At 72.0% G+C, this 25,798-nt stretch carries 20 protein-coding genes; 7 read left to right on the top strand and 13 right to left on the bottom strand.

All coding sequences use genetic code 11. The features are described 5' to 3' along the window. Window positions 1–3: 3 nt before the first annotated feature. Complete coding sequence (locus tag IL992_RS36945; RefSeq protein WP_193207955.1) at window positions 4–1,143, bottom strand: carboxylate-amine ligase; 1,140 nt, start codon at window positions 1,141–1,143, stop codon at window positions 4–6. A gap of 214 nt (window positions 1,144–1,357) precedes the next feature. Between IL992_RS36945 and IL992_RS36940 the strand changes: the two genes are divergently transcribed. The 4 genes from IL992_RS36940 (at window position 1,358) to IL992_RS36925 (ending at window position 4,767) form a co-directional block, all read left to right on the top strand. Next, window positions 1,358–2,734: a cellulose binding domain-containing protein gene (locus tag IL992_RS36940; RefSeq protein WP_193207954.1), complete on the top strand. Its 1,377-nt coding sequence runs from the start codon at window positions 1,358–1,360 to the stop codon at window positions 2,732–2,734. A 175-nt stretch (window positions 2,735–2,909) separates the two neighbouring features. After that, window positions 2,910–3,767 (top strand): universal stress protein, encoded by an 858-nt coding sequence (locus tag IL992_RS36935; protein WP_193207953.1) that lies wholly within the window; start codon window positions 2,910–2,912, stop codon window positions 3,765–3,767. A gap of 131 nt (window positions 3,768–3,898) precedes the next feature. Continuing rightward, window positions 3,899–4,357 (top strand): DUF6194 family protein, encoded by a 459-nt coding sequence (locus IL992_RS36930; RefSeq protein ID WP_193207952.1) that lies wholly within the window; start codon window positions 3,899–3,901, stop codon window positions 4,355–4,357. A gap of 101 nt (window positions 4,358–4,458) precedes the next feature. Then, the gene (locus tag IL992_RS36925; protein ID WP_079319572.1) at window positions 4,459–4,767 is read left to right on the top strand and encodes a thiamine-binding protein; all 309 of its coding nucleotides are present in this window, start codon (window positions 4,459–4,461) and stop codon (window positions 4,765–4,767) included. A 48-nt stretch (window positions 4,768–4,815) separates the two neighbouring features. Here the strand turns inward: IL992_RS36925 and IL992_RS36920 are convergent, their stop codons facing one another. From IL992_RS36920 to IL992_RS36900, 5 genes are all read right to left on the bottom strand, one after another. Continuing rightward, a complete protein-coding gene (locus IL992_RS36920; protein ID WP_193207951.1) occupies window positions 4,816–5,499 on the bottom strand; it encodes an endonuclease V in 684 nt (227 codons plus the stop codon). Window positions 5,500–5,582: 83 nt separating this feature from the next. Further along, window positions 5,583–7,769, bottom strand: a complete 2,187-nt coding sequence (locus IL992_RS36915) for an MFS transporter (protein ID WP_193207950.1) — start codon at window positions 7,767–7,769, stop codon at window positions 5,583–5,585. 54 nt (window positions 7,770–7,823) lie between these two features. Next, the gene (locus tag IL992_RS36910; RefSeq protein ID WP_193207949.1) at window positions 7,824–8,729 is read right to left on the bottom strand and encodes a D-isomer specific 2-hydroxyacid dehydrogenase family protein; all 906 of its coding nucleotides are present in this window, start codon (window positions 8,727–8,729) and stop codon (window positions 7,824–7,826) included. Window positions 8,730–8,858: 129 nt separating this feature from the next. Further along, entirely contained in the window at window positions 8,859–10,010 is a 1,152-nt protein-coding gene (locus tag IL992_RS36905; protein ID WP_193207948.1) for a glutathione-independent formaldehyde dehydrogenase, read from the bottom strand. A 173-nt stretch (window positions 10,011–10,183) separates the two neighbouring features. Continuing rightward, complete coding sequence (locus tag IL992_RS36900) at window positions 10,184–11,302, bottom strand: sensor histidine kinase (RefSeq protein WP_193207947.1); 1,119 nt, start codon at window positions 11,300–11,302, stop codon at window positions 10,184–10,186. Window positions 11,303–11,439: 137 nt separating this feature from the next. On the opposite strand from IL992_RS36900, the gene IL992_RS36895 reads away from it, so the two are divergent. Genes IL992_RS36895 through IL992_RS36885 form a run of 3 tightly spaced genes read left to right on the top strand, consistent with a single transcriptional unit; the run spans window position 11,440 to window position 13,524 of the window. Further along, window positions 11,440–12,057 (top strand): TetR/AcrR family transcriptional regulator, encoded by a 618-nt coding sequence (locus tag IL992_RS36895; RefSeq protein ID WP_193207946.1) that lies wholly within the window; start codon window positions 11,440–11,442, stop codon window positions 12,055–12,057. After that, the gene (locus IL992_RS36890) at window positions 12,054–12,254 is read left to right on the top strand and encodes a ferredoxin (RefSeq protein WP_079317301.1); all 201 of its coding nucleotides are present in this window, start codon (window positions 12,054–12,056) and stop codon (window positions 12,252–12,254) included. The genes IL992_RS36895 and IL992_RS36890 overlap by 4 nt, the downstream gene beginning before the upstream one ends. A 1-nt stretch (window position 12,255) precedes the next feature. Then, complete coding sequence (locus tag IL992_RS36885; RefSeq protein ID WP_193207945.1) at window positions 12,256–13,524, top strand: cytochrome P450; 1,269 nt, start codon at window positions 12,256–12,258, stop codon at window positions 13,522–13,524. Window positions 13,525–13,573: 49 nt separating this feature from the next. Here IL992_RS36885 and IL992_RS36880 read toward each other — a convergent pair whose 3' ends face one another. The 7 genes from IL992_RS36880 to IL992_RS36850 form a co-directional block, all read right to left on the bottom strand. Continuing rightward, window positions 13,574–14,908 (bottom strand): glycosyltransferase family 4 protein, encoded by a 1,335-nt coding sequence (locus IL992_RS36880; protein ID WP_193207944.1) that lies wholly within the window; start codon window positions 14,906–14,908, stop codon window positions 13,574–13,576. 233 nt (window positions 14,909–15,141) lie between these two features. After that, on the bottom strand, window positions 15,142–17,367 hold the full coding sequence (locus IL992_RS36875; protein ID WP_193207943.1) for a P-loop NTPase fold protein: 2,226 nt from the start codon (window positions 17,365–17,367) through the stop codon (window positions 15,142–15,144). A gap of 127 nt (window positions 17,368–17,494) precedes the next feature. Continuing rightward, window positions 17,495–20,110 carry a CBM35 domain-containing protein gene (locus IL992_RS36870; protein ID WP_193207942.1) on the bottom strand — a complete coding sequence of 872 codons (2,616 nt, stop codon included), beginning with the start codon at window positions 20,108–20,110 and terminating at the stop codon, window positions 17,495–17,497. 108 nt (window positions 20,111–20,218) lie between these two features. Continuing rightward, window positions 20,219–21,100 carry a carbohydrate ABC transporter permease gene (locus IL992_RS48685; RefSeq protein ID WP_319019065.1) on the bottom strand — a complete coding sequence of 294 codons (882 nt, stop codon included), beginning with the start codon at window positions 21,098–21,100 and terminating at the stop codon, window positions 20,219–20,221. Then, the gene (locus IL992_RS36860) at window positions 21,097–22,050 is read right to left on the bottom strand and encodes a carbohydrate ABC transporter permease (protein WP_193207941.1); all 954 of its coding nucleotides are present in this window, start codon (window positions 22,048–22,050) and stop codon (window positions 21,097–21,099) included. Before IL992_RS36860 ends, IL992_RS48685 begins: the two co-directional genes overlap by 4 nt. Window positions 22,051–22,184: 134 nt before the next feature. After that, window positions 22,185–23,519, bottom strand: coding sequence for an ABC transporter substrate-binding protein (locus IL992_RS36855; protein ID WP_193207940.1), 1,335 nt, complete (start codon window positions 23,517–23,519; stop codon window positions 22,185–22,187). Window positions 23,520–23,581: 62 nt separating this feature from the next. Continuing rightward, entirely contained in the window at window positions 23,582–25,717 is a 2,136-nt protein-coding gene (locus IL992_RS36850; protein ID WP_226874473.1) for an alpha-galactosidase, read from the bottom strand. Window positions 25,718–25,798 lie beyond the last annotated feature (81 nt).

Here is a 25,798-nt window from a genome sequence, read left to right as displayed (position 1 = left end):
GTCCTACCTCCCCGCCGCCGCGAGTCGCCGGTCCCCGGATCTCGTCTCGGCCAGCAGGAGGTCCACCACGTCGGTCAGCCGGCCGCCGCGCCGGAACGCCTCGCGCTGCCGGGCGGCCGATCCGCCGTCGGCCAGCGCCCGGGCCGCGAGCGACGAGACGAGCGCCCAGTCGCCGGACTCCTCCAGCTGCGGCCGCAGCCCCTCCAGCATCCGGCCGACGACCGAGCGGGCCGGCCTCGGCACGCCCTCGACGGGATCGACCAGCTCGCCGTCCAGTCCGGACCGTGCCGCCCGCCAGGAGGCGGCCCGCACCAGCTCCGTACGCACGGACTCCTCGGGCGCGGAGGGCGACTCGGCGGCGGCGAGGGCGTCCAGCTCCCGGCTCACGAGCGCGCGGAACAGCCCGGCGATCAGCACGATGTCGTCCACGCGCGGGCAGGCGTCGCACACCCGCAGCTCGACGGTCGGCACGTGCGCCGACGGCCGTACGTCGAAGTAGAGCATGCCGGGATCGCCGATGACCCCCGACCGGATCAGCTCGTCCACCATCGCGTCGTACTCCTCGGCCGACTCGAACCGCGCCGCCGGTCCCGCGGTCGGCCAGCGCTGCCACACCGTCGACCGGAAGCTCGCGTAGCCGGTGTCGGCCCCCATCCAGTACGGCGAGCTGCAGCTCAGGGCCAGCAGCGGCGGCAGCCAGGGAGCCAGCCGGTGTGTGACGGCCACGGCGAGGTCACGGTCGCGCACCTCGGCGTGCACCTGCGTGCCGCAGATGAGCTGCTCGCGGGCGAGCGCCTGGTAGTCGGCCAGCATCTGCTCGTAGCGCGGATCGGGGGAGATCTTCATCGTCTCGGGGTCGACCAGCGGGACCGTCCCCGCGGCGACGATGCCAAGGCCGAGACCGTCCGCCGCCGCGACCGCGTCGGCCCGCAGCCCGGTCAGCTCCCGGGAGAGGTCCTCCAGGCGCGTGCACGGGCGGGTGTTGGCCTCCACGACCGACCGTTGCAATTCCTGGGTGAACCGGTCGGGCGGCAACTGCTGGAGGAGCAGGCCGGCGCGCGGGACGAGCTGCCGGGTCCCCAGGTCCACGACGTGGAACTCCTCTTCCACGCCGACCGCCATGTCCCGTGCGAGGTCTGTCATGTAGCCGCTCCCCAGGCTGATGAGTGCTTTCGTGTCCTCTGCCCCGAAAGTCGGCTTACGCACGTCTCTGGTTTGGCATGGTGATGAAAGTTACAGGCCCTCACCGAGGACGGCCCAGCTCATCGGGGTCGCCCGCGAGCGCGCCTTGACCGGGCCGCCGCCCCACCGCCACGATCTCGGCGTTTCCAGCACGACCGTGACCGCAGGGAGCCCGATGACCGGCCGCGCAACCTCCGTCCGACGCCGCATCTGGGCGGCCGCCGTCGCCGCGGTGCTGCTCACCGCCTGGCCCGCCGCGACCCCGGCCGGCGCGGTCGACGACCCGCCCGCGCCGGTGACCGGCAACGCGACCTACTTCGACGGCCTCGGCTCGCCGTACGGCGGCTGCGGCCTGCCGCAGTCGGAGCTGGACTCGCAGGACTTCGTCGCGCTCAACGTGTACGACACGCCCGGCGACTACTCCTTCTACCCCCGGCCGCTGACCGGCGCGAACGCCTCCAAGGCCGGGCTGTGGAACAACGGCCTCAACTGCGGCCGGTACGTGAAGGTGAGCGTCTCCGACTACTGCACCGGCGTCAACGACGGCGCGCCCGGCCAGGCGTTCTGCCGCAACGGCTCGTGGGTCTCCGACGCCTACAACGGCGCGACGCTCACCATGCTCGTCGCCGACAGCTGCGGCGACTCCAACGGCTGGTGCCGCGACGACCGGTATCACCTGGACTTGTCGAAGCCGTCGCTCAACAGGTTCGTCAAGAACGGGGCGCCGGTCGGGGACATGTACCCGAACCACTGGAACAACCGTCACGTGACGTGGTCGTTCGTCCCGGCGCCCGGCTACAGCGGCGACATCAGGATCGGGTTCATGAAGGGCGCGCAGGCGTGGTGGCCCGCGATCGCCGTCTCCCACCTGCCCAACGGCATCCACGGGGTGGAGTACTACGCCGACGGCGCCTGGAAGCAGGCCCAGATGAACTCCGACATGGGCCAGTCGTACATCATCGGCGGGGTCACGCAGGGTGCGACGCGGTTCCAGATCCGGGTGCGCGACGCCTCCGACGCGTTGGTGAACGGCGGCCGGGTCTACAACTTCGCCCTGCCCGCGTCCTGCGGATCGCAGTGCGGCGCGGACTACACGGAGGCGAGCTACACCACGACGACGCCCAGCGGCTCGCCGTCGCCGTCACCGTCCGCGTCGCCCTCCGCCTCGCCCTCGGTGTCACCGTCCGCCTCGCCGTCGGCGTCCCCATCTGCGTCCGCGTCGCCCAGCCCCAGCCCGTCCCCGTCGGCGAACCCCGGGACCTGCCAGGTGACCTACCAGGTGGCCAACTCGTGGCAGGGCGGCTTCACGGCGAACGTCACGGTCAAGAACACCGGCACCGCGGCATGGCAGAACTGGACGGTCACCTGGGATATGCCGTCAGGAGTGAGCCTCGTCAGCGGCTGGAGCGCGACCGTGACCTCCAGCGGCACCCGCTGGACGGCCAAGGCGCCCTCGTGGGCGACGAACCTCGCGCCCGGCGCGTCGGCGAGCTTCGGCTTCCAGGCGTCCGGCCCCTCCTCGCCGGGGGCAAGCGGGTTCACCTGCTCCTGACCCTCCTACGGTTCCCGACCTCCGGCCGGCTCGCGGCGGTGCCTCGGCGCCACGCGAGCCGGCCGCTCCATGTCTGCCCTGGGAGAGGAGAAAGGTCCCGCGGTGCAGGGACCAGCGGCCCTGCCCCGGGGGAGGCGCAGGCGGTCGGATAGGGGCAGGAGCAGAAGGAGGAGCCATGACCGAACCCGTCATCGTGGGCACCGACGGCTCGCGCGCGGCGGCCGCCGCCGTGGAGTGGGCCGCGGGCGACGCGGCGCGCAAGGGTCTGCCGCTGCGGATCGTCCACGCGGTGGACCGCCTGCCGTACGAGATCGCGCGCTATCCCCTCCCGATCGGCGACCAGCTCGACCGGGCCGGCCGGCGGATCCTGGAGGAGGCCGAGCAGGCCGTGCGGGAGACCCACCCGGCCGTCCGCGTCGTCACCGCCATGATCGAGGGCGACCCGTCCTGGATGCTGCGCCAGGAGGCCGGGAACGCGGCGGAGATCGTGATCGGCAGCAGGGGACACGGCGGGTTCACCGGCATGCTGCTCGGATCGGTCGGCATGCACGTCGCCGGTCAGGTCGACGTCCCCGTCGTCGTGGTGCGTGCCGGGGTGTCGGCGCCCCACGGGCTGGTCGTCGTCGGCGTCGACGGCTCCGAGGAGGCCGGCGCCGCCCTGACCTACGCCTTCGAGGAGGCGCGGCTGCGCGACTGCCGGCTGCTCGCCCTGTACGCCTGGCAGCTTCCGGTGCACCCCTTCGCGCCCGAGATCACCTACAACGTCGACGAGGTACGCAAGGCCCAGGAGGACTACGTGGCGGGCGCGCTGCGTACCTACCAGGACCGGTATCCCGACGTCGCCGCCGAGATGCGGGCCGTCTGCGCGCACCCGGTCGCCGCGCTGGTCGAGGCCGGGGAGAAGGCCGACCTGCTCGTCGTGGGATCGCGCGGGCGCGGCGCCGTCGGCGCGGCGGTGCTCGGCTCGGTGAGCCGGGCGGTCCTGCACCACGCCCACTGCCCCGTCGCGGTGGTGCGACCTCCCCGGAGCTGAGACCGAGCGCGCAGGTCTTACCCGCGAGTTGAGGGTTGGCGAGGGGCCGACAGCGGATTCCCTGGGAAAGTCTCATAGAGGACTTGAATGAGAAGCTTGAAGGAGGAAATCCGACGAGAAAAGGACCTCGTGTGACCGAGAACGACGTCATCGAATTCGTGACCGGCCTGCCGGGTGTCGTCGCCTTCACCGCCGCGGAGGACAACGGCGCCCCGCAGGCGGCATGGGGAGACACCTTCTTCTACTACGATCCCGACGACGAGCCGGCCAACCGGAAGATGCCCTTCGCCACGATCGTCGTGAAGGATTACGAGGGGTTCGACACCGCCTCCGACCTGAACCGCCCCGGCGTCTTCCGGGTCAACATCGGGGCCGGCCGCGCCGTGTTCGAGGAACTGCTCGGCTATCCGCCGGCCGCGCACGCCGACCAGCACGAGGCGCTGGACTACCGGGTGCAGGACCGGATCCTGCCACACCCCGTGTACGCCGCGCAGTCCTGGATCTGCGTGCTCAACCCCGGCGACGCCACCGCCGCGCGGGTGCGTGCTCTCCTCACCGGCGCGCACGCCCGCGCGGCCGCCCGCCCATAGGACGGGCGAGCGCACCACCCGCGCGTGAACCACCCGCACCCGCTGCCGCCCGGCGGCGGGTGTTAGCGTGGGCCGGGGGATGCGATCTTCGAGGAGGTCTCATGTCGGTTCTCGTCGCCTTCAGCGTCACGCCGATCGGCGCCGGTGAGGATGTCGGCGAGGCGGTGGCGGAGGCGGTGCGCGTGGTCCGCGCGTCCGGGCTGCCCAACCGCACCGACGCCATGTTCACCACGGTCGAGGGGGAGACGTGGGACGAGGTGCTCGGCGTCGTCAAGGACGCGGTCGCCGCCGTCGAGGCCCGCTGCTCCCGCGTCAGCCTGGTGCTCAAGGCCGACGCCCGCGCCGGTCAGGGCAGGCTCGACGCCAAGGTCGCCTCCGTGGAACGGCACCTCGCCGAAGGCGCCTCCTGACCACGGCCGGGGACGCGGGCCGCGCCGCCGTGTACGCCGGGGACCTCGTCAGGTGGAGGCGGCCAGGGCGGCCTTCAACGCGGAGCGGGACAGGCGGTCGGCGGCGCGCGTCGTCTCGGGGAGCCGGTAACGCGGGGTCAGGGCCAGCACGTCGTGGCAGGCGGTCTCCAGGTCGACGCGGTGGCCGACGGACACGAAGACCGGTTTGACGTCGTCCCGGGTGCGCAGCACCCGGCCGACCACCTGACCGTCCAGGAGCAGGTCGCTCCACGAGCCGCGCTCCCGGCCGGGCGGCTCGAAGGAGCCGACGAAGGCCGTCTTGCCGACCCCGATCGTGGGCAGGCCGGTGAGCACCCCGAGGTGGCAGGCGAGTCCGAACCGCCGCGGATGCGCCAGGCCGTAACCGTCGCAGACGATCAGGTCGGGCGTGACGGTGAGCCGCTCCAGACCCTCGACGAGGCTGGGCAGTTCGCGGAAGGCGAGCAGGCCGGGCACGTAGCCGAAGGCGGGCCGTCCCGGCACCGTCACCTGCTCGACCACGTCCAGGCTCGTCCCGTCGAGCACCACGACCGCGGCGGCCAGCAGGTCGTGGGCGTAGGCCACGTCCACCCCCGCGACCAGGGCGGGGTCACGGGGACCGGGGCCGGTCAGGTCCAGCCGGGGCCGCAGGGCGTCCTGGATCGCCTCCGCCTCCTCGGCCGTGGCCGGCGCGGTGATGGAACAGACCTTCATGCGGCGACGATAGACGCCACCGGCGAGCGCGGCGGAGCGACCCCGTCGATCCTGCCGCGCCCGCCGGAGCCGCCGGGATCGCGTCACCCGGGTCGCCGTGGGCGGCGGTGCTCGACCACGCGGTCGCCCTCCCCCGGGAACACCATGATCAGAAGATGCTGGGGCGTGCGCGCCTCCCAGTCCGGCTGCCGGTAGTGGACCCGGATCCGATAGTGGCCCTTGCCGCGAAAAGCCAGATTCGGCAGGCCATCCAGGGCCATCGGGTCCCCCAGTTCGATGTGGCCGGTAGGGCTCTGGTAGCCGACCTCGACCACCTGGTGCCATCCCTTCAGTTCCATGGGCGGCCTCGTGCGGTAGGTCTCGGCGGTCACACAGATGTCGTAGTCGGAGTGGCTGAGGATGATCAGGTGGCCGGGGGCGGCGGCGACCAGGTCGTCGTCCTGCGCCTTGTCCAGCAGGCCGTCGTCGAACGGGTCCGCCGGCAGGCTCTCGTCGTACTCGAAGGACTCCATGACGCCGTAGTCGGTCCACGTCCGCTCGCGGACGACGCGTACGGGCTTGATCAAGGGGCGGTGCCGGGAGTCGTCGCACACCTTCTGGTTGGCGGCCTGCCGCGCCCGATATTCGGCCTCCTCGGCGTCGATCTCCGCCTGCGCCTTCGCCGCGGCCCGGGGACAGATGGCGGTGATCAGCCTCTCGTCGGCGTGGGGGCCGGGGTAGACCTCGCACATCGCCCGCCCGTACGCCAGCAGGTCCCGGTCGGATACGGCCGCGAACCGCCCACTCGAGCGCGCCCCGCAGATGAACGCCCGTTCGCCGGTGGGAACCCTCGTTCCGTCGCCGTATCGGGGCGCGCACTGGTCGGGAGTGGTGATGTGGCCGTAGGCGAGGTCGGCGGCCGGCAGCGCGGCCAGCAGCGCGAGCGCCGCCAGGGGCGGCCCGGCCCGCCGGACGGCGAGGGCGCCAGCGGAAGGGGGCCAGTCCGCGGCGTCGCCCGGCCGCGTCTCGTCGCCGTGGTCCGGAGCGTCACCCTGGCCGGAATCAGCGGCCGCTCCGGCATCGTGGCCGGCCGCGGACCGCCGGGCCCGCAGCAGTGGGACGGCGGCGGCGAGCGCGGCGACGGTGGCGAGTGCCGCGGGCGCGACGCCGCCCAGCTCGGCCAGCCGCCCGGCGGGCCCCTCCAGGAGGCTCCCCACGCCGTCGGCCAGAGTGGTGAGGACGACCAGCAGGGCGCCCGTCCGGCCGAGCAGCCGGAGGGGTGTGACGGCCTGCCGGTGGCTGAGCAGGGCGACGGCGGTGATCACCGCCCCGGTCGCCGGGACGGCGGTTCCGAGGACGGACCAGATCCACCCCGGGCCGGTCCCGGACATGGCGAGCAGCAGGGTGAACGGTCCGCTCACGAGCAGGGCCCACCAGGCCAGGCGGAAGGCGCCGAGCCTGCGGTGCAGCAGCACGGCCACCAGCGCCCCGAGGACGGGTGGGCCGTAGGCCGGCGTGATCCGCAGCAACCAGGAGGACTCGATACTCGTCCCGCCCAGACCGTCGAACGCCGTGTCCCACGCCTCGCCCGCCACCGCGTCGGTGATCTCGGAGAACAGGGCCGACAGCACCAGATAGAGGGCGATCGCCCGCAGCACCGGATGCCGGACCGTGAAACGGATCCCCTCCGTCGTCTCCCGCCACATCCCCGCCTTGGGCGGCGGCGGCCCCTCGACGGCGGAGACACCCCGGAACAGCGCCGCCGCCACGGCCAACGCCAGGCCGACGGCGAACAGGAACCCGTAACCCCACCAGATGGTCCCCGTCAGCATCACCGGCATGACGACGATCCGCGGCAGCAGGGTCAGCAGCGCGTTCGCCGGAACCAGGCGCTCACGCCGTACGACGGACGGCAGGTACGCGTCCTGGCCGACCGCCGTCACCATCGCCAGGACGCCGCTCCCCGGCATCACCGCGAGGAGAAGCGGCCAGGTGGGTGCTCCGAGAGCTCCGGCCGCCGCGACGGACGTGAGGGCCGCCGCTCCCAGCAGCGCGGACATCACCAGGACGGACCGGCGGCGCGTCCGGTCGATCAGCACTCCCAGCGGCAGCGCCAGCACGAGGATCGCGACCGGCTCCACGGACCTGTCGACCATGACGAGGATCTTGGTCAAGACACTCCCGTCAGCGGTCCACAGAGCCGGTTCGGCCAGCGGGTGGGAGACGCAGACGATGACGGCGGCGAGCGCGAAGAGCGCGAACCGCCGTCGCGCCGGGCTGGGGGAGGCCATCCGGTGATCTTCGCGTTGATCGTACGGTCGGCGCAAACGATGCCGACAGCCGCGTCAGTAGCCCCGGGCCGGATCGATGCGGCCCAGGAGCGGCTCCCCCCGCAGGTAGCGGGCGACGTTCTCGCGCACCCGCTGGGCGAGGCTCTCGGTGAGGCGGGCCTGCGGGTTGGCGCTGTGCGAGGTGATCAGCACGTTCGGCTCGGCCCACAGGCCGTGCCCGTCCGGCAGCGGCTCGGGGTCGGTGACGTCGAGGGCGGCGCCGCCGATCTCACCGGCCCGCAGCGCGGCGAGCAGGGCGTCGGTGTCGACGAGCTCGCCCCGGGCCACGTTGACCAGCCACGCGTGCGGGCCCAGGGCGCGCAGTTCGTCCCGCCCGACCATCCGGTGCGTCTCCGGGGTGGCGGGCGCGGCCAGGATCACGTGATCGGCCCGCGGCCAGACGGCGGGCAGGCTCTCGAACGGCACGGTCTCGGCCGCGCCCTCGACGGGCTCGCCCGAGCGGTTGACCGCGAGGACGTCCGCACCGAGGGCGCGCAGCGCGGGGATGACCGCCCTGCCGATCCCGCCCGCGCCGACGACGGCCACCGTGCTCCCGCGCAGCGAGCCGGGCTGGTCCCGCTGCCACGTACGGCGCCGGGCGGCGGCGGGCAGCCGGTGCACCCCGGCCAGCAGCAGGGCCAGGGCGTGCTCGGCGACCTGCGGGGCGTAGGCCCCCGCCGCCGAGCACCACACGCGGGTGGAGTCGACGAGTCCCTCCCGCGTCCAGCGTTCGACGCCCGCGGAGGGCAACTGGACCCAGCGCACGCTCGGCGTCAGGTACTCCCGCACGCCCTCCGGCCGCGAGTCGGTCCAGACCAGCGCCTCCGCCAGGCGGGGATCGCCGACGACCTCACCACCGGCGGCGCGGACCGATTCGACGATCAGCGGCGGGTCCTCCGGGGCCACACAGACGGTGAGCACGCGCCTGTCCCTTCCTGGTCGCGCCGAGCGCCTCCGCGGCGCGGCTTTCCTCCCCAAGGGTAGGGTCCGCCCGCTTCGGCCGATCACCGGCCCGGCGCATCGCGATCAGGAGGGGAGACCGGCGTGCGGTCAGCCGGCCTTGTTGGGGTGTAGGACCACCTTGGTCCAGCCCTCCTCCCGCGCGTCGAAGTGCGCGTACGCCTCGGGCGCGTCGTCGAGGTCCAACTCGTGCGACACGATCCAGGACGGCCGGGCGCCGCCCTCGTGGATGAGGGCGCACAGCTGCCGGTTGTAGTTCTTGACGTTGCACTGCCCGGTGCTCATCGTCTGGCCCTTGTACCAGAAGGTCCCGTAGTCGATGGCCATCTCGCCCCGCTTGTAGAGGTCGTTCCCGCCGCCGGGGTCGCGGGGGAGGAAGAGGCCGACGACGGCGATGTTCCCGGTGAACTTGACCGACTTGACCAGGTCGTTCAGCGTCATGTTGGGACGCTCCGTGCCCTCCGGGTCGTGCGCCTGGAAGCCCACGCACTCGCAGCCCCGGTCGGCGCCGATCCCCTGGGTGAGCTCCAGCACCTGATCGACCGGGGAGGACCGGGAGTCGTCGATCGGGATCGCGCCGATCTCCTCCGCCTTGGCCAGCCGGTCCGGATGATGGTCGATGACCATCACGCCGCTCGCGTTCCTGAGCAGGGCGGAGTAGGCGGCCATCAGGCCGACCGGGCCCGCGCCGTAGATCACGACGGTGTCGCCCGGCTGCACGCAGGCGAGCATGGTCGCGTGCCAGCCGGTGGGCCAGACGTCGGCCAGCATGACGTAGTCGGTCTGCTTCTCCCGCGCGTCCTCGGGCAGGATGAGGCAGTTGAAGTCCCCGTACGGCACCCGCAGCAACTCGGCCTGGCCGCCGTTGTACGGGCCCATGTCGGCGTAGCCGTACGCGGCGCCGGCCAGGCCCGGTTCCGGATTGGTGGTCAGGCAGAAGGCCGTCAGGCCCTTCTCACAATTGGCGCAGAAGCCGCACGAGATGTTGAACGGCAGGCACACCATGTCGCCGACCTTGACCTGGTCGACCGCGTCCCCGATCTCCACGACCTCGCCGAGGTTCTCGTGACCGAAGACCCGGCCCGGTGTGAAGCTGGTCCGGCCCTCGTACATGTGCAGGTCGGATCCGCAGATGTTGGAGGTGGTGACGCGCACGAGCACGTCGGTGTGCCGTTCGATCCGGGCGTCAGGAACGGTGGTGACTTTGACCTGTCGAGGGCCTTCGTAGACCACGGCTTTCATGGCTGCTCTCAAACGCGATCGTTACGGGAGACGCGTGCGAAGCGCGGCGCGCCGCGCTTTCCGCGACGGCGGCGTCGTGCCAATACGAACTCGGGCCGATGCGTTCCGGGCCACGTGGCCCGCGCTGTATCGATGTGAGAGCCGTACCCCCGCCGGATGGGGAGAAAACCGGTCTAGCCGTGCGGCGACCGGAGGGGGAGCCGGGCGGCGAGCATGAAGCCGCCCTCGGGGGTCGGCCCGGAGAAGAACCGGCCCTGCGCGAGGGAGACGCGCTCCCGGATGCCGGCCAGGCCGTACCCGCCGCCGAGGGAGGGCGCGGCCCTGACCGTCTTCCCTCCGTGGTCGCCGCGGTCCGGCGTGTCGACCACGGAGACGGCCACCTGGTCGTCGCTGACCTCGCAGGTGACCTGCACGCGGGAGTCCGGCGCGTGCTTGCGTACGTTGCTGAGCCCCTCCTGCACCAGCCGGTAGCACGCGTGCGAGACCTGTCTCGGCAGCGCCCCGGGGGGAGCGTCGAGGCGGAGATCGACCTTGAGCCCGCTCGCCCGCGCCTCGCCGACCAGCCGGGCGATCGCCTCGGTGCCCTCGGCGAGGTCGCCGTCCTCGCGGCGGAGCACGGTGAGCAACTGCCGCAGCTCGCCGAGCGCCTGCACGCCCTTGTCCTCGATGGTCGCCGTCAGCTCCCGGATCTCGCCCGGTTCGGTGGTGTCACGGGCCATGCCCGCGTTGAGCACCATGGCGGTGACGGCGTGGGTGACCGTGTCGTGCATCTCCCTGGCGATCTTGCGGCGCTCCTCGGAGGCGGCGATCTCCTCGCGTTCGCGTACGCCGAGACGCAGCTCCCGGATGAGCCGCCGGTAGGCGTACACCCAGGTGCCGACCACCGCGGGCAGGTAGATGAGGGTCAGCGCGCGGACGATGTTCAAGTAGACCGAGTGGTCGGTGTGCGGGTTGCGGTAGTCGACGACGGCGTAGACCACCGAGAGGGCCAGGGCGACGTACTGCCATCGGCGCACCCGGTGTTCCGCCGTCATCGAGAAGACGGCGAGGATCATCGGCACGACCTGTCCGGTGACGCAGGCGCACGCGGCAGAGGCGACGATCGCGGGCCAGGGGGTGCGGCGCCGCACCAGCATGGCCGCCGCGGTGATCACCCCTGTCGCGATCTCGAGCGCGTCCGGCGCACCGCCCCAGAGGGAGAAGCTGTAGCCGATGAGCGTGGTGGGGATGGTGAACGCGATGACCGCTGCGGCGAGCGCCGCGTCCACGAACCAGTCGCGATGCCGAACCATGCCCAATTTACCCCACATGCTGCTAGTTTGCGGCTTTTACCTGGCGTTCGTCACATCGGCGTGCCTTTGCCGCTATTGACGTGGCGGGGGTGGCCGCGGTCTTGACGCAATCAAATGAACGACCATTTAATTCCGTCGTGGGCCGGATCGCGGGTGTCACCGCCGCCGAGACGCGGGAGCGGCTGCTGCGCGCGGCCGTCGACGTGTTCGCCCGGCGCGGGTACGACGGCACGCGCGTGGCCGACATCGCCGCGGCGGCCGGGGTGAGCAACGGCGCCCTGTATGCGCACTTCGGCTCGAAGGCCGAGCTGATCGTGGCCGCGCTGCGCGCCCACGGTCCGCGGCTGCTTGCCGACCTGCTGGCCGCCGACCCCGATCGGCCGGTCGCGGACCTGCTCGTCGCCGTGGGCCGCAGCCTCCCGCGCCGTCCCGACGCCCGCGGCTCCCTGATCGTCGAGGCGCTGGTGGCGGCACGTCGCGACGAGGACGTGGCCCGCCCGATGCACGACTACGTCGGCGAGCGGGCCGGCTGGCTCGCCGGGCTCGTCCGCACCGCACAGGACGACGGCGAGATCGACCCGGCGCTCTCGCCGGGCGCCGTCGCCCATTTCTGTCTCCTGCTCGCGATGGGCAGCGCGCTCCTCACGCCGGACCTGCACGCGGTCGGCGACGAGGAGTGGAGCGCCCTGCTCACGCGTCTCGTCACCGCCATCGCCCCGACCGACCCCACACACCACAAGGGGGAGCACCAGTGAAAGTGCAGATCGATCCCGCGCGCTGTCAGGGACACGGCCGCTGCTACGACCTGTCGCCCGACCTGTTCACCGAGGACGACGAGGGCTATGGCCAGGTCGCCGGCGACGGCCTCGTGCCGCCGGGCGGCGAGCGGGCGGCGCGGGTCGCGGCCTCCAACTGCCCGGAGAAGGCGATCGTCCTCGTCGAGGAGGCCTGACATGACCGTCGACGATCGCTTCGTCCGCGACTTCCGCGAGTCGCAGGAAGAGCCCCTCGGCACACGCAACGAGATCATCACCGGCCCGGTCTCCGACTGGGCGACCGACTTCTCCCACCTGGAGCCCGAGTGGGCCGCCGATCCGTACCCGATCCAGGACGACCTGCGGGAGCGCTGCCCGGTCGCGCACACTGAGCGGTTCGGCGGCGGGTGGCTGCCGACGCGGTACGAGGACGTCGCGGCGATCGCCTACGACACCGAGCACTTCTCCTCGCGGGCGATCATCATGAGCAACTACCGGCCGCCCAGGGACATCGCGCCGGTGGGAGCCGTGCCGCCGATCTCCTCCGACCCGCCGTTCCACCACGACGCGCGCAAGCTGCTGCTTCCGGCGTTCACCAAGAAGGAGGTGGCGAAGCGGGAGGCGGCGGCGCGGGCGTTCTGCCACTCTCTGATCGACGGGTTCGAGGGTGCGGAGATCGTCGACGCCGCCCGTGACTACGCGCAGCACATCCCGATGCGGGTCATCGCCGACATGCTGGGCTTCCCGCCGGAGGACGGTCCGCGGTTCCGGGAGTTCGTCGAGCACGCGCTCGAAGGCGTCAACCTCCCGCCGGAGGAGCGGATGGCGCACATGGGGGAGCTGTTCGACTACCTCCTGGAGCAGATCCGTGACCACGTCGCCAACCCGCGCGACGACCTCACCACCTACCTGATCGACGCGGAGCTGTACGGCCGCAAGCTCGACCCCTCGCACGTGGCCGGCACGATGGCCCTGCTGCTCATCGCCGGCATCGACACGACGTGGAGCGCGATCGGCGCCTCCCTGTGGCACCTGGCGAAGACCCCGGCCGACCGCGAGCGCCTGGTCGCCGAGCCCGCGCTGCTGCCGACCGCGATGGAGGAGTTCCTCCGGGCGTACGCACCGGTCACGATGGCGCGGCTGGTGAAGGAGGACATGCACTGGCGCGGCGTCGACATGAAGGCCGACGACTGGGTCCTGCTGTCGTTCCCGGCCGCCAACCGCGACCCCGCGCAGTTCGACCGGGCCGACGAGGTGATCATCGACCGTGAGATCAACCGGCACGCGGCGTTCGGGCTCGGCATCCACCGCTGTGTCGGCTCCCACCTCGCCCGCATGGAGCTCCGGGTCGCCCTGGAGGTCTGGCTGGAGCGTGTCCCCGTGTTCGGCCTCGCCGATCCCTCGGAGGTGACCTGGGCCCCCGGCCAGGTGCGGGGACCGCGCACGCTCCCGCTCCGCATCGGCTGACGACCTCAAGGCGTCGAAGGTCAAGTGGCGGGGTCCCGACCGCCGTCGATCACTTCACCGGCGCGGACCCGCGGCGGCGCACCCACGACGCCTTCCGGTCGGACGGGGCCGCGCCGGCGTACGCCGCCAGGGTGTGCCGGGCGGTGCGCGCCCAGCTGTAGTGCTCCCGCACGTACGCGGCCCCCCGCCGGGCGAGCCGGTCCGCCTCCTCGGCGTCGTCGAGGAGGCGCAGCAGGGCCGCGGCCAGCTCGCCCGGGTCGTCGTGTACGCAGCGGACGGCGCCGTCGCCGACCACCACCGGCGAGTAGCCGGGGCCGACGACCACCGGGCGGGCGAGCGCCATCGCCTCGACGGCGACCAGGCCGAACGGCTCGTACACCGACGGGAAGACACAGACGTCGGCGGCCAGGAAGTGCGCGAACACCTCGGCGGAGGCGAGGAAGCGGTTGCCGGCGATCACGTGCCCGGAGGTCCGCGTCCGCTCGATCAGCCGGGCCACCGCCACTGCGTCGCCGGTCTGCGGCGCCTGGGCGCCGACGAGCACGAAGCGCGTGTCGTCGTGCTCGGCGACGACCCGCGGCACCGCCCGGATCAGCGTGTGGACCCCCTTGTGCGGCGACGGCCGCCCGGCGAACACGACGAGCCGGCCCTGCCCGCCGGGCAGGTAGCGCCGCCGCACCTCCGCGCGGACCCGGTCGCGCTCGTCGTCCGGCAGCCCGGCGAGCCGCAGCAGACCGGGCTCCTCGAAGCCGTGCGGCACGACGAGCATCCGGTCCGCCGGCCAGCCGCGCGCGGCGAGGTCGTCGCGCATGCGGGCGCTCGGCACGAGGATCAGGCGCGCCGTCCTCGCCTGGGCCGTCTCCAGAAGGTCGAGGAGGACGGCGTACGCCGACCGGCGCGGCGCATCCGGATCACCCGCGTGGGCGTTCAGCTCGCGGGTGTGCACGTGGAACACCACCGGCAGCCGTCCCAGCACGTGGCACAGGATCCCGGCCACGCAGCCCATCCAGTCGTGCACGGCGACGACCGCCCCGGTCCGTCCCGCCTCGGCTCGGAGGATCCGGGTGGCCGCCCGCACGTTGAACGCGAGCAGCCCGGCGACCCTGACGAGCCGCCGTACGCCCGGCGGGAGTACCAAGCCTTCGCGCAGGCCGTAGCCGGGGGTGGGCAGACGGTGCAGCGCGACGTCACCCCGGCGTTCCGTCCGGGGCGCCCGGCCGCGTCGGGCCGTGGCGCCGAAGAGCACGACCGGCACCCCGGCGTCATGCAGGGCGTCCATGATGCGCTCGGCATACCGGCCCAGCCCGCCGACGACGTCGGGCGGGACCTCCGAGCAGACGGCGTAGACGCGGACGCCGGGGGAGAGGTGATCAGCGGTGGGCACGGCGCGAACCTAGTCCCTCGCGCCGCGCGCGGCCAAGACCGTCGCGGGGAGCCCGGCCTGCGGCGGCAGTGGGACGCAAGACGGATCCATGCGGCCTGCCGTAGTCACGAGGGGAAGGAGAGGAGAACCGGCTGTACGACCGCGACCGGCACCGGAGCCACTGCGCCTTCGTCCACTGCGCCTTCGTCCACTGCGCGACGAAGACGATCAGAGCGTGAGTCGCCCGCCGGGGACTACGCGCGGAGCGGTGCCAGGTCGTCGCCCGCTCCGGAACAGGAACGGATCACGTCCGCCGTGAGCGTCACCCCCGGCACACCGCACAGCACCTCATGGAGGTCCTGCGAGGCCGCCAGCTCCCGGAGCGACTCGGGGAGATCATGCGCGCCGGAGCCCTCCGTGATCTGATCGATGGCCTCGGGATGCGACTCCAGGTAGTCCGCCAACTCCGGCCATCGGATGCGAAGGAGCGTCCACAGCGCGAGGGTGTCGGTCGGCACCAGGCTGCCCTCCAGAACACGTACGGCACGCAGGACGGTGTAGGTGTTGACGAACCGTTTCATCGCGCGCGGATTGCTGTGCAGCAACCGGGAGAACTTCGCGAGGGCGTGGTGGGAGACGTCCTGTACGCCGGCGTCGAGGATCCGTTCGACCGCCTGCGAGGCCACGATCTCACGGACCCGGGGGTCGGCTTTCGCCAGCGTCTCCAGCACCTCGATCTCGTCGCTGCTCGTGGTGAGGGCCGCACGGACCTGGTCGGCGGCGGTCGGCGGGGGCTTCGCGACGCTCACACCGAGCAGTTCGCCGAAGTACAGGTCCCGGCTGGCCCCGCCGAGTTTGGGCATGGGGACGCTGAGCTGGAAGAGCTTGTCCAGGAACAGGTAGCCGATCGGACGCCCCGGCTCGGCGACCGCCGATGCGAACGTCTGATAGGCGTTCTCGTAGGCGCAGCGCAGCCAGGCGCCGTCCATCGCGACGACGAAGCTCGGGGCATGGAAGTCGGGAGTGCGGCGCATGGACCGCCGCCAGTGCTCGGGCACGTCGCGGACGAGCGTCTGGACGGAATCGAGGAAGTTCACGACATAGTCGGCGTTGCAGCGGTCGAGGTCCTCCACGAAGACCACGATGGGCCGGCCGGCGTGGCGCACGAGCCAGGCGATGTGCTCGGCGACGTCGTTCATGGGGTCGGTGTGGGACTGCTCGAAGGTGCGGGCCCTGCGCGCCGATCCCCACATCGCGTATCTGCTGACGAGGATTCCGGCCGTCCACAACGCGCCGGCCGCTCCGACGACGGTGGTCACCGTCTTGACCGTCGGCTCGACGCTGCGCACCGTGATGACGCCCGCCCTGAACAGGAACGCGGCGAGGAGCGCCGCACCGACCAGGAGCAGGCCCGACAGCACCTGAGGGGCGCCGTCGCGACGGACGCGCGCGAGAAGCTCTCGTACGAGGAAGAAGGGACGTCGCCAGCGGGGCCTGTGCTGGACGACCGCCTTGCGGACTGTGGTGAGCAGCGCCCACCACGGTGGTTCGATCCGCACGTGCCGCCAGGTGTCGAAGAAGGCCACGATCGAGTCGCTTCGCAGGTCGCGGGCGAGCAGTTTGAGCAGGGTGCTCTTGCCCGTCCCCCACGAACCGTCGATGTGCACCAGAAACGACGCGTCCGGGGCTTCCGTCCGCGCGTGGCGCAGTTGCCTGGCGAGCACGTTCGCCAGCGCGGCCCGCCTGAGCACGTCACGGTCGGCCGGCGCGTCGCTGACCCACTGCGTGCGCTCCCGGCCGCCGGGCGCGAACTCTCCGGGCCTTCTGCGCCGGTCCTCGGGAACCTCGGCGGCTCGCTCCCGAGCAGAGCGGACGACGGCGTCGAACTCCGGCCACATCTCGGCGAGAGCGGGAGCCGGGCTCATGTACCCGGCTCTGCCGTTCGGCCCGTCCGCCGCGAAGAGGATGCCGAGCACCGCGCCGAGTTCAGGGCTCCAGACGGGCGCTCCGGAGTAGCCGGCCGTGAACCCCGCGCTGTCGGTGGCCTCCAGTTGGACGGCGCCGTGCGGCAGGCTTCCCACCGTGCGCCCGGACGCCCAGCGCCCATCCGGGTAGCCCTGCGGAAAACCGTAGGCGCTGACCTGAAGGCCCGGCGGCGCGGCGGCGGCGAACTCGACCGGCCGGACGTCCGGCGGCAGCGCCGTTTCCAGCCGGAGGATCGCGAGGTCCCCGGGCCCGAGATCCGCACCGGGCTCCGCCGGTGCCAGGAAGTGGACACTTGCCCGCGAAGGCCCCGTGCGGAGGAACGGGAAGTCCACGAGCACGGTCTCCGGCTGTTCCTGCCTCCCGCGGGTGACCACGTGCGCGCACGTCAGCACGAGATCCGCGGCGACGAGCACGCCTGCGCCCGCGACCGCCCCTTTTTCGTCGCTGATACGGGCGACCGCCTGCTCGACTCCGAAAGCCGGGGGAGTGCTCATGGTCACATCGTCCTACGCCTCGACATGACATGCGGCACGTCTCACCCACCATGCCCCGATCGTCCGTACGGCCGGCGAGCGCGGCGAAGGAGGGCCCGCCGTGGACGGGCACGGCGGGCCCTTCCGCTCACTTGGCCGTGTTGTCGACCTCCAGAACGAGCCGCGCGAGCTCGAACCGGTCGAGGTTGGGCGCGTACGCCGTGGCGTTGCCGAGGACGAGCGCCCCGGAGGCGGTCGTCAGGGCGAGCGGCGTCGCCTGGGACCAGAAGTTGTCCCACGCGTAGCTGTGCCGGAACACGCCGCGCGTCGTCGCCCCGCCCGTCTCGGTGACGTCGACGAACCGGCTGATGACGTCGGTGTTGTAGGGGTGCCCGGTGTTCCTGTCGGCGTTGGCGTAGTGCGCCACGAGGACGTACTCGCCGGGGCCGAAACCGCTGGGCCGGGTGAGGGTGAGCGTGTTGCCCGCGCCGTTGCCGACGTCGCCCACGTAGGCGCCCGCCGAGGCGTTCGAGCCGCTCGTGGCCGGGACGGTGACCACGCGGGCCGTTCCGGCGCGCTGCGCCTGCTCGGCCTCGACGCGGTAGGCCGCCGCGTCCGCCTCCTCGGCCCTGACCGTGGTCAGGCCGCGCAGTCGCAGGCCGGCCGGGCCGCCCACCTCGACCATCGAGACGCCGGTGGGGAGGTACACACGGGCCCGGGAGGCCGCCTCCCCGGGGCGCGTCGCCCGCACACCCGCGATCCGTCGTCCGTCGACGCGGACGTCGAGGTCGCCGGCTCCGGCCGTCTTGTAGGAGAAGGTGAGGTCGTAGTAGCCGTTCTCGCTCACGGCGGCGAAGAACGTGGCGCGGGCGCGGCCGCCGAGGGTGACGGCGGCGCCCTTGCCCTCGCGGATGATGCCCGCGCCGCCGGAAAGCCGGGCCTCGTCGGCCGGGTACGCCGCCCGCGCGGGGCCGGTGACCTCGGTGAGGTCGAACCTGTCCAGCGTGACGTCGCTGCCCGGCAGCAGGGTCGTGCCGTCGGCGCTGGTGCGCAGCGACAGCTCGTGGGTGCCGGCGGTCAGCTCGACCTCCACGTCGGTGCGGCCGCGGTAGGTCCAGCCGAGGTCGGCCGAGTACTGCACGATCTGGTCGAGCGTGCCGTCCACGAACAGCGCGTGCCTGCCGGGGGCCTTGTTCGCGCCCTGGAAGATGCCCAGGCGGTAACGGCCGTCGCGTGGCACGGTCACCGGGAACGTGACGGCGGAGCTCACCTTGTTCATGGAGCCGACGTCCCGCTTGCCGGAGGTCGCGTAGAGCTGCGGGTCCGCGGTGGTGTCCTGGTTGTACGCCTGGGCCGAGGTGAGCGTGGCCGACTCTGCCTCGACCGAGACGCTCCACGGCGCGTCGGCCGCGGGCGCGCCGCCGCTCGACGGGACGATCGTGACCCGATAGGCGGCCATCACGTCGCCGCCCGGCAGGTCCACCCGCAGCGTGCCGTCGCGCAGGGTGGTCCGGGTGGCCGCGACGACCGGCGGTTGCACGGCGTCGCCCTCGTAGCCTGACCAGGTCGTCTTGGACACGACGACGTCGACCTGCGTGCCGAAGACCGCGGAGTCGAGCCCGGAGACGTCCAGCCGGACCGGCGCGGCGCCGCCGCCGACCAGGATCGTGCCCCGTCGTACGGAGGGGTCGACGGCCGCGAGGGCCTGGACCGTGTCGGGGACGTCCGGCTGCGGCGGGGTGACCCTCACCGTCTGCCCGGTCAGGTCCGCGTACCACTTGAGCAGCCACCACCCGCCGTTGGCCTGGCGGGTGCGCACCGCGTGGTCGGAGAGGTTGCCGGCGTAGGTCCAGAACGCCATGTCGGCGTCCACCTTGGTGTCCTCGAACATGGTGATCCACTGGACCATCTGGCCGGGGACGGACATGTCGCGCCGGTTGCCGTACTCGTCGATGTTGATCGGCAGCGGGCCGACGCCGAGGTCGCGCTCCATCTGCCGGTAGTCCTCGTAGTGGGCCCGGTAGGCGGCGAGGCTGCCGCGCGACAGTTCGTGCCAGGCCATGATGTCCGGCAGGCAACTCTTTCCGCCGCAGGTGTTGTCCCTGGCCCAGGTGAGGAAGTCGCGCAGGCGGCCGGGGTTGTAGTTCGCCTCGTTCGGGCCGACGACGCGGGCGCCGGGGTCGATCGACCGGATACGCTCGACCACCGCCTTCCAGTCGCTGAAGAACTTCTGCTTGACCTGGGCCCAGTTCTGATACCAAATCCAGTCGGGCTCGTTGAACGGCACCCAGACGAACCTGTCCTTGTCCTGCGGACGCTCCGTGACGACCTTGCGCACCATCGCGTCGACCTTGGCGAGGTAGTCGTCGATGCCGAGGTTCTCGTAGGGCCACTTGCTGTAGACGTCCTGCATGTAGACGACGATCTCCTCGCCGCCCGACGCGAAGAAGCCATCCGCGATCTTGAGCGCGTCGCCGTTGGGATGCTGGTCGCCGTCCGGGGCCTTCTGGGCGACCGTACGCGGCCGGGCGCCGGCGACGAGGGGGTCTGCCGGGACGCCCGGGTCGGACAGGCCGTACAGCATGCCGGTCGCGCCGCCGTGGACCGGACCGGTGCGCTGCCCGAAGTCCACCGCGACGACGTCGGCGGCGGCGGTGTCCGCGCCGGCCGGACCGGCGACGGGCCCGGCGGTCAGGGCCGCCGCGGCGAGGGCCGCGGTCACGGCCGTCGCGCGGGCACGCCGGAATGACCTTTGTCGGTGCATGGGTGTCCTCTCCTGTTACCGGGACGCGCGAGCGCCCCAAGGGGGGGTGGTACGGCGGGCTCGACGGGCACCGCCGGGATCGGAGGCGAAAAGGGCGCCGCGCGGTCGTTACTTCACGGCGCCGCTGGTGATGCCGGAGATGATCTTCCGTTGCGCGACGGCGAAGACCACGACGAGCGGCAGGCTCATGAGGATGACGTAGGCGAAGATGAGGTGCCAGTTGTTGAGGTAGAGCCCCGCGCTGGCGACGCGGAAGAGGTTGAGCGGCAGGGTGTCGAGGCGGCCGCCGACCACGAAGAAGGCGTAGAAGACGTCGTTCCAGACGTAGAGGGAGACGAGGATCGTGGCGGTGGCCAGGACCGGCCGCAGCAGGGGCAGGACGACGTGGAAGAAGACGCGGACGGGCCCGGCGCCGTCGATCTGGGCGGCCTCCTCCAGCGAGGCGGGGATGGTGCGGACGAAGCCGGTGACGAAGAAGATGACGGTGGACATGTAGATGCCCATGTAGACGCCGATCATCCCGACCGCGCTGCCCGCCAAGCCGAGCTGGCGCAGCAGCAGCACGACCGTGACCACCGCGGGGGGCAGGATGATGCCGCTGATGGCGAGCGCGTACAGCACGGCGTTGAGCCGGGTGGCGCGCCGGGCGAGGATCCAGGACGCCATCGACCCGAAGATCAGGACGCCGACCACGGCGGGCACCACGACGAGGAGGCTGCCGAAGAACGCGGCGGGCACCTCGCCCTCGCTCCACACCTCGCCCAGGTTCTCCAGCAGGTGCCAGTGGGTGGGCGGGGTGAGGTCCGGGATGAGGGCCTCGCCCCGCGACTTGCCGGCGGTCGCCACGACGAGCCACAGCGGGATGCCGATGACGACCAGTGCCAGCGCTGTGGCGGCGAACGGCTGCAGGCGGGTCAGGAACGAGGTGTCCCTGACCACGGGGCCGGCCACGGAGGAGGCGTGCCGGCGGGCGGGGGAGTGCGGCGTCACAGGATCTCCTCGCGCTTGCGCAGGATGCGGATGACGGGGAAGGCCATGAGCGACACGAGCAGGAACAGCACCAGGCTCATGGTGGTGGCCTGGGCGAACAGGCCCTGCCCGAAGGTCCGGTAGATGAAGATGTTGAGGATCTCGGTCGTCCGGGCGGGACCGCCGCCGGTGGTGGCCTGCACGATGTCGAAGCCGTTCATGGAGCCGAGCAGGGCGGTGGCGACGTTGAACGTGATCGCGGGGGCGAGCAGCGGGAAGCGCAGGCGCCGGAACGCGTGCCACCGCGAGGCGCCGTCGATGCGGGACGCCTCCATGATCTCCTCGGGGATCGTCTTGAGCCCGGCCAGGTAGATGAGCATGGACAGGCCCATCCACTTCCACGCGTGGACCAGGGCGACCACGACGATGGTCCAGCGGGTGTCGCCCAGCCAGGCGTAGTCGATGTGATGCCGGAAGATCCCGGACAGCAGCTGGTCGAGGCTGCCCTCGGGCTTGAGCAGGGCCTGGAAGATGTAGCCGACGGCCAGGGCGGACATCAGCACCGGAATGAGGAAGAAGACCCTCAGTGTGCGGTTGACCCAGGTGTCGCGCTCCAGCAGGAGGGCCAGGCCCAGCCCGAAGAGGTTCTGGAAGACCGCCACGAGCACGGCGTAGACCACCGTGATCCGCAGCGCCGAGAACAGCGTGCCGCTGGAGGCGAGGTCGGCGAAGTTGCCGAACCCGACCGGCCTGATGGCGCTCTTGAAGCCCGACCAGTCGGTGAACGCGTACACGAAGTTGAACGCGGTCGGCAGGAAGAAGAACACCAGCAGGATCGCGAACGCCGGGGCCATGAACCACATCGGGTGGGTCCGGTCCGGCCTGCCGCGGGGGCGGCCGGCGGGACCGCGCGGAGCGGGCGGCGGCGCGAGCGGCCGGTCCGGGACGGGGGTGTCCGTGGCAGTCAGCATGGCATGTCCTCAGGTGCCGGGTGCGGAGACCGGGGCGAGCCGCGGCCTCCGCGCCCTGTCGATAGGCCTGTCGATGGGCGCGAGCCGATGGGCGAGTCGTCGGGCGCGAGTCGTCGGGCGCGAGTCGTCGGGCGTCAGAAACCGGCCGCGCCGGCGGCCTTGGCGAGCTGGGCGAACTGCTCCTGGGTGGTGGAGGCCACCTGCTCGGGCGTCATGGTGCCGGTGATCATGTCGGCGAGGTTGATGTACAGGTCGGGGTTGGCCACGGCCAGGGCCTGCATGGAGCCGACGGCCTCGCCGAGGGAGTCGTGCACCTGCTGCAGCGCCTTGGGCACCGAGGCCGGGCTCGGCACGTCGGTCTCCAGGGAGACGGTGTTGCGGTCGGCGACGAAGTCCTTGTAGCCGGGGCCCATCCAGAACGACAGGAGCTGGCGCGCGGCGGCCTCGCGCTTGGCGTCACCGGTCCTGAAGGCCACCAGGGCGTTGGACTGGTCGGGGATGAAGGTGCCGACGTTGCCGCTGGGGGAGATCGGGAAGAAGCCGATCCTCTTGTCGAGGGTGGCGGTGTCGGCGCTCGCCTGGAGCTGGCCGAAGAAGGAGTTGACCTGCACCACCATGGCGGCCTTGCCGTCGAGCAGGGCCTTGCCCTGGTCTTCGAACCTGGCGGTCTTGATGTCCCTGTTGAACAGTCCCTCGTCGATCAGCGACTTGTACTTCTTGATCGCGTCGAGCACGACCGGGCTGGAGAAGGTCTCCTGACCCTTGTTGATCTTGTCCCAGAGCCCGTCCTTGGCGGCGTCGGCGAGCTGGACCTGGACCCACCACTGCGTGGCCCACCGGTCGCCGGCCATCTCGTAGAAGGGGGTGACGCCCTTGGCTTTGAGCGTGCGGGCCAGCTCGACCATCTCGTCGAAGTTCTTCGGGGTCTCGGTGATCCCGTTGGCCGCGAAGACCTCCTTGTTGTAGTAGACGCCCTCGACGGCCGGGCTGGTGACCAGGGCGGCGTACCGCGTGCCGTTCAGGATGCCGGTGATGTCCTTGAGCTGGGGAGCGAGCTTGGACAGCCAGGGGGCCTGGTCCAGCGGCTGCAGGTTCGTCCTGGCGTTGATGGCCGTGAGCATGGACGCGGTCGGCTGCCAGAACGCGAGGTCGGGCTTGTCCCCGGTGGCGACCTTGGTCTGCACGCCCTGCTCGTACGGGTCGGGAATGGTGACGATCTCGACCTTCGCGCCCGTGGCCTTACTGAACGCGTCGACGACCTGCTTGGGGACGGTGTTGCTGTTCTGCGCGGCCCAGATCGTCAGGGTGACGCCGTCGAGCTTGGCCGTCGGCTCGGCCCAGGTGGCGGCGGCAGTGGCGCCCGAGGTGCCGCCGGCGGTGTCCGCGGAGGAGTCCACAGAGGGGTCGCTGCAGGCCGCGGCGCCCGCGGCGAGCACGGCGACGACCGCGAGGGTCTGCCATTTCTTCATGGTTTCGATCTCTCTTCTGGGGGCGCCCGGACCGCAGGCCCGGGATTTTAGAGCAGGAGGGATTAATCGGGCGAGGATGATGAGACGGGTGAAACGCGAAAGATGCGGGCAGAAGGGCAGGAAATCGGCTTGGTGAGGACGAGCCGGCCCGCCTCCCGGTCCCACTCCCCGCCCCAGGCGGGCAGGTGGCAGGGGTAGACGACCTCGACGTCGACCTGACGTCCGGCGAGGTGCGGGAGGGACAGCGAGGCCGTCGTCTGCTCGTCCGCGCGGCACCAGACCCCCACGTACGTGTGGTCCGGTGTGGTCAGGGCGAGGCTGAGCCAGGGGTCGGCCCAGCCCGGAAGCCCCAGCGGCCAGACGGGGACGGCGGCGGCCAGGTCGGAGCGGATGTCCCGGTAGGCGCCGACGGCCGCCCCGACCGCCTCGCGCTGCGCGCCGGTCATGGTGGGCAGGTGCCCCGACAGGTAGAGACGGCCCAGCATGCCGGTGCACAGGCTGTAGGCGATCTGCTCGTCGTCCATGTCCGGCTGGGGGTAGGCCCAACTCGCGGACTGCTCCGGCAGGACGGACAGGGGAGCGGCCACCGCGATCGGGGGATACAGCAGGGGATCCTGCTGGTCGCTGGTGGACTGGAGCTGCATCCGCGACAGCAGGGCGTAGTCCATGCGCATCGCGCCGGAGGCGCAGTTCTCCAGGATCAGGTCCGGATGGCGGTCCAGCACCGCCTCCAGCCAGGCCAGGTGGGCCCGGTTGCAGGCGAGCAGACCCGCGCCCGGGCTCGCGGCGTCCACGTCGGTGCCCGCGCCGGGGTCGATGTTGTAGTCGAGCTTGAAGTAGCCCACGCCGAGTTGCTCCACGAGCCGGTCGACGACCTCGTCGAGATGGGCGACGGCGGCCGGGTGGCGCAGGTCGAGGTGGTAGCGGCCGTGCTCCACGATCCTCGTGCCGCCCCGCTGCAGGAACGCCTCGGCGGGCAGCTTGTCGGCCATCGGGCTGCGTACGCCGATCACCTCGGGCTCCAGCCACAGGCCCGGGACCATGCCGCGCCCCCTGATGTGGGAGAGGACCTCCTCGATGCCCCGCGGGAACCGCGTCTGGGACGGCTGCCACTCGCCCACGCTGTCCCACCAGTCGCCGTCGTCGTCATACCAGCCGGCGTCGATGCAGAACACCTCGGCGCCCGCCTCGGCGGCGGCGTCGATCAGCGGGATCAGCTTGGCGGTCGTCGGGTCGCCCATGAGGGTGTTCATGTAGTCGTTGAACACCACGGGCAGGCGGGTCCGGTCCGGATGGGGGCGCACCAGGGCGCGGCGGTGGGCGGTCAGCGCGGCCGCCGCGCCGTGAAGCCCCCCGGAGACACCGTGCGGACCGCCGGAGGAGACGGCCACCGACGCCGGGACCGTGGTGAACGACTCCCCGGGGGCGAGGACGGTGTGCCACTGGTGGTCGATGTCGGTGGGGCCGAGCAGCGCTACGTAGGCGCCGTCCCTGCGCTCGCCGACCTCCCACCGCCACGGGCCGTTGTGCTCGACCTGCCACAGCCACGCCCGGCCGGAGTCCGGGTCGAGCAGGCCCGCCGTGGGCAGGTGCTGCCCCGTCGACCAGGTGCCGGTGCTGGTGACCGCCAGGCGGCCCCGGCCGTCCTGGCCGTGCAGCGGCAGGTTGAGGTCCGCCATCTCCTCACGCAGCGGCCGTACGCGCCAGCGGCTCTCGCCCAGCCACTCGCTGTCGGCGCGCACGACCTGCAGGCCGTCGGCCGAGCCGGCCGGGAACCCGGCGGCGAACGAGGTCACGCCCAGCACGACCGCGTCCCCGGTGCCGTGGTTGGCGATCGTCGTCCAGGACCGTACGGCCGGCACGCCCTCGGCCGAGCGCAGGTGTGTGTGCGCCTCCAGACCGGTCTGCTCGTCCCGCATGGTGACCCGCAGCTCGTGCCACTGCCCGTCGCGGACCTGCTCGGCCCCCACATAGGTGAAACGGCGGCCGACGGCGGTGTCGGAGAAGCGGTGGGAGGCCCGCGCCCGTCCCTGACCGGCCAGCAGCACCTCCACGAGGGGCTGCGCGGGCGGCCTCGGTCCTGGGCCGCCCGTGCCGAGCTCGCGGATGTTCACCACACCGTCGGGTGATATGGCGATCACCACCCGCAGTGCCGAGTGCCCCCACACCAGGCTGGTCTCGGTGTGCCGTGAGTTCAACTGCGTCTCCTGACGATCGAGCCGGGTTCTCCGGAGGTCCTTCCGCGTGCGGGCCGTGACGGTGACCCTCGCGAGGAGACA

The sequence above is a fragment of the Microbispora sitophila genome, assembly GCF_014892245.1.
Lineage (GTDB): Bacteria > Actinomycetota > Actinomycetes > Streptosporangiales > Streptosporangiaceae > Microbispora > Microbispora siamensis.
The sequence above is the reverse complement of the archived record's forward strand: the minus strand, read 5'-3'. Positions and strand labels throughout refer to the sequence as shown.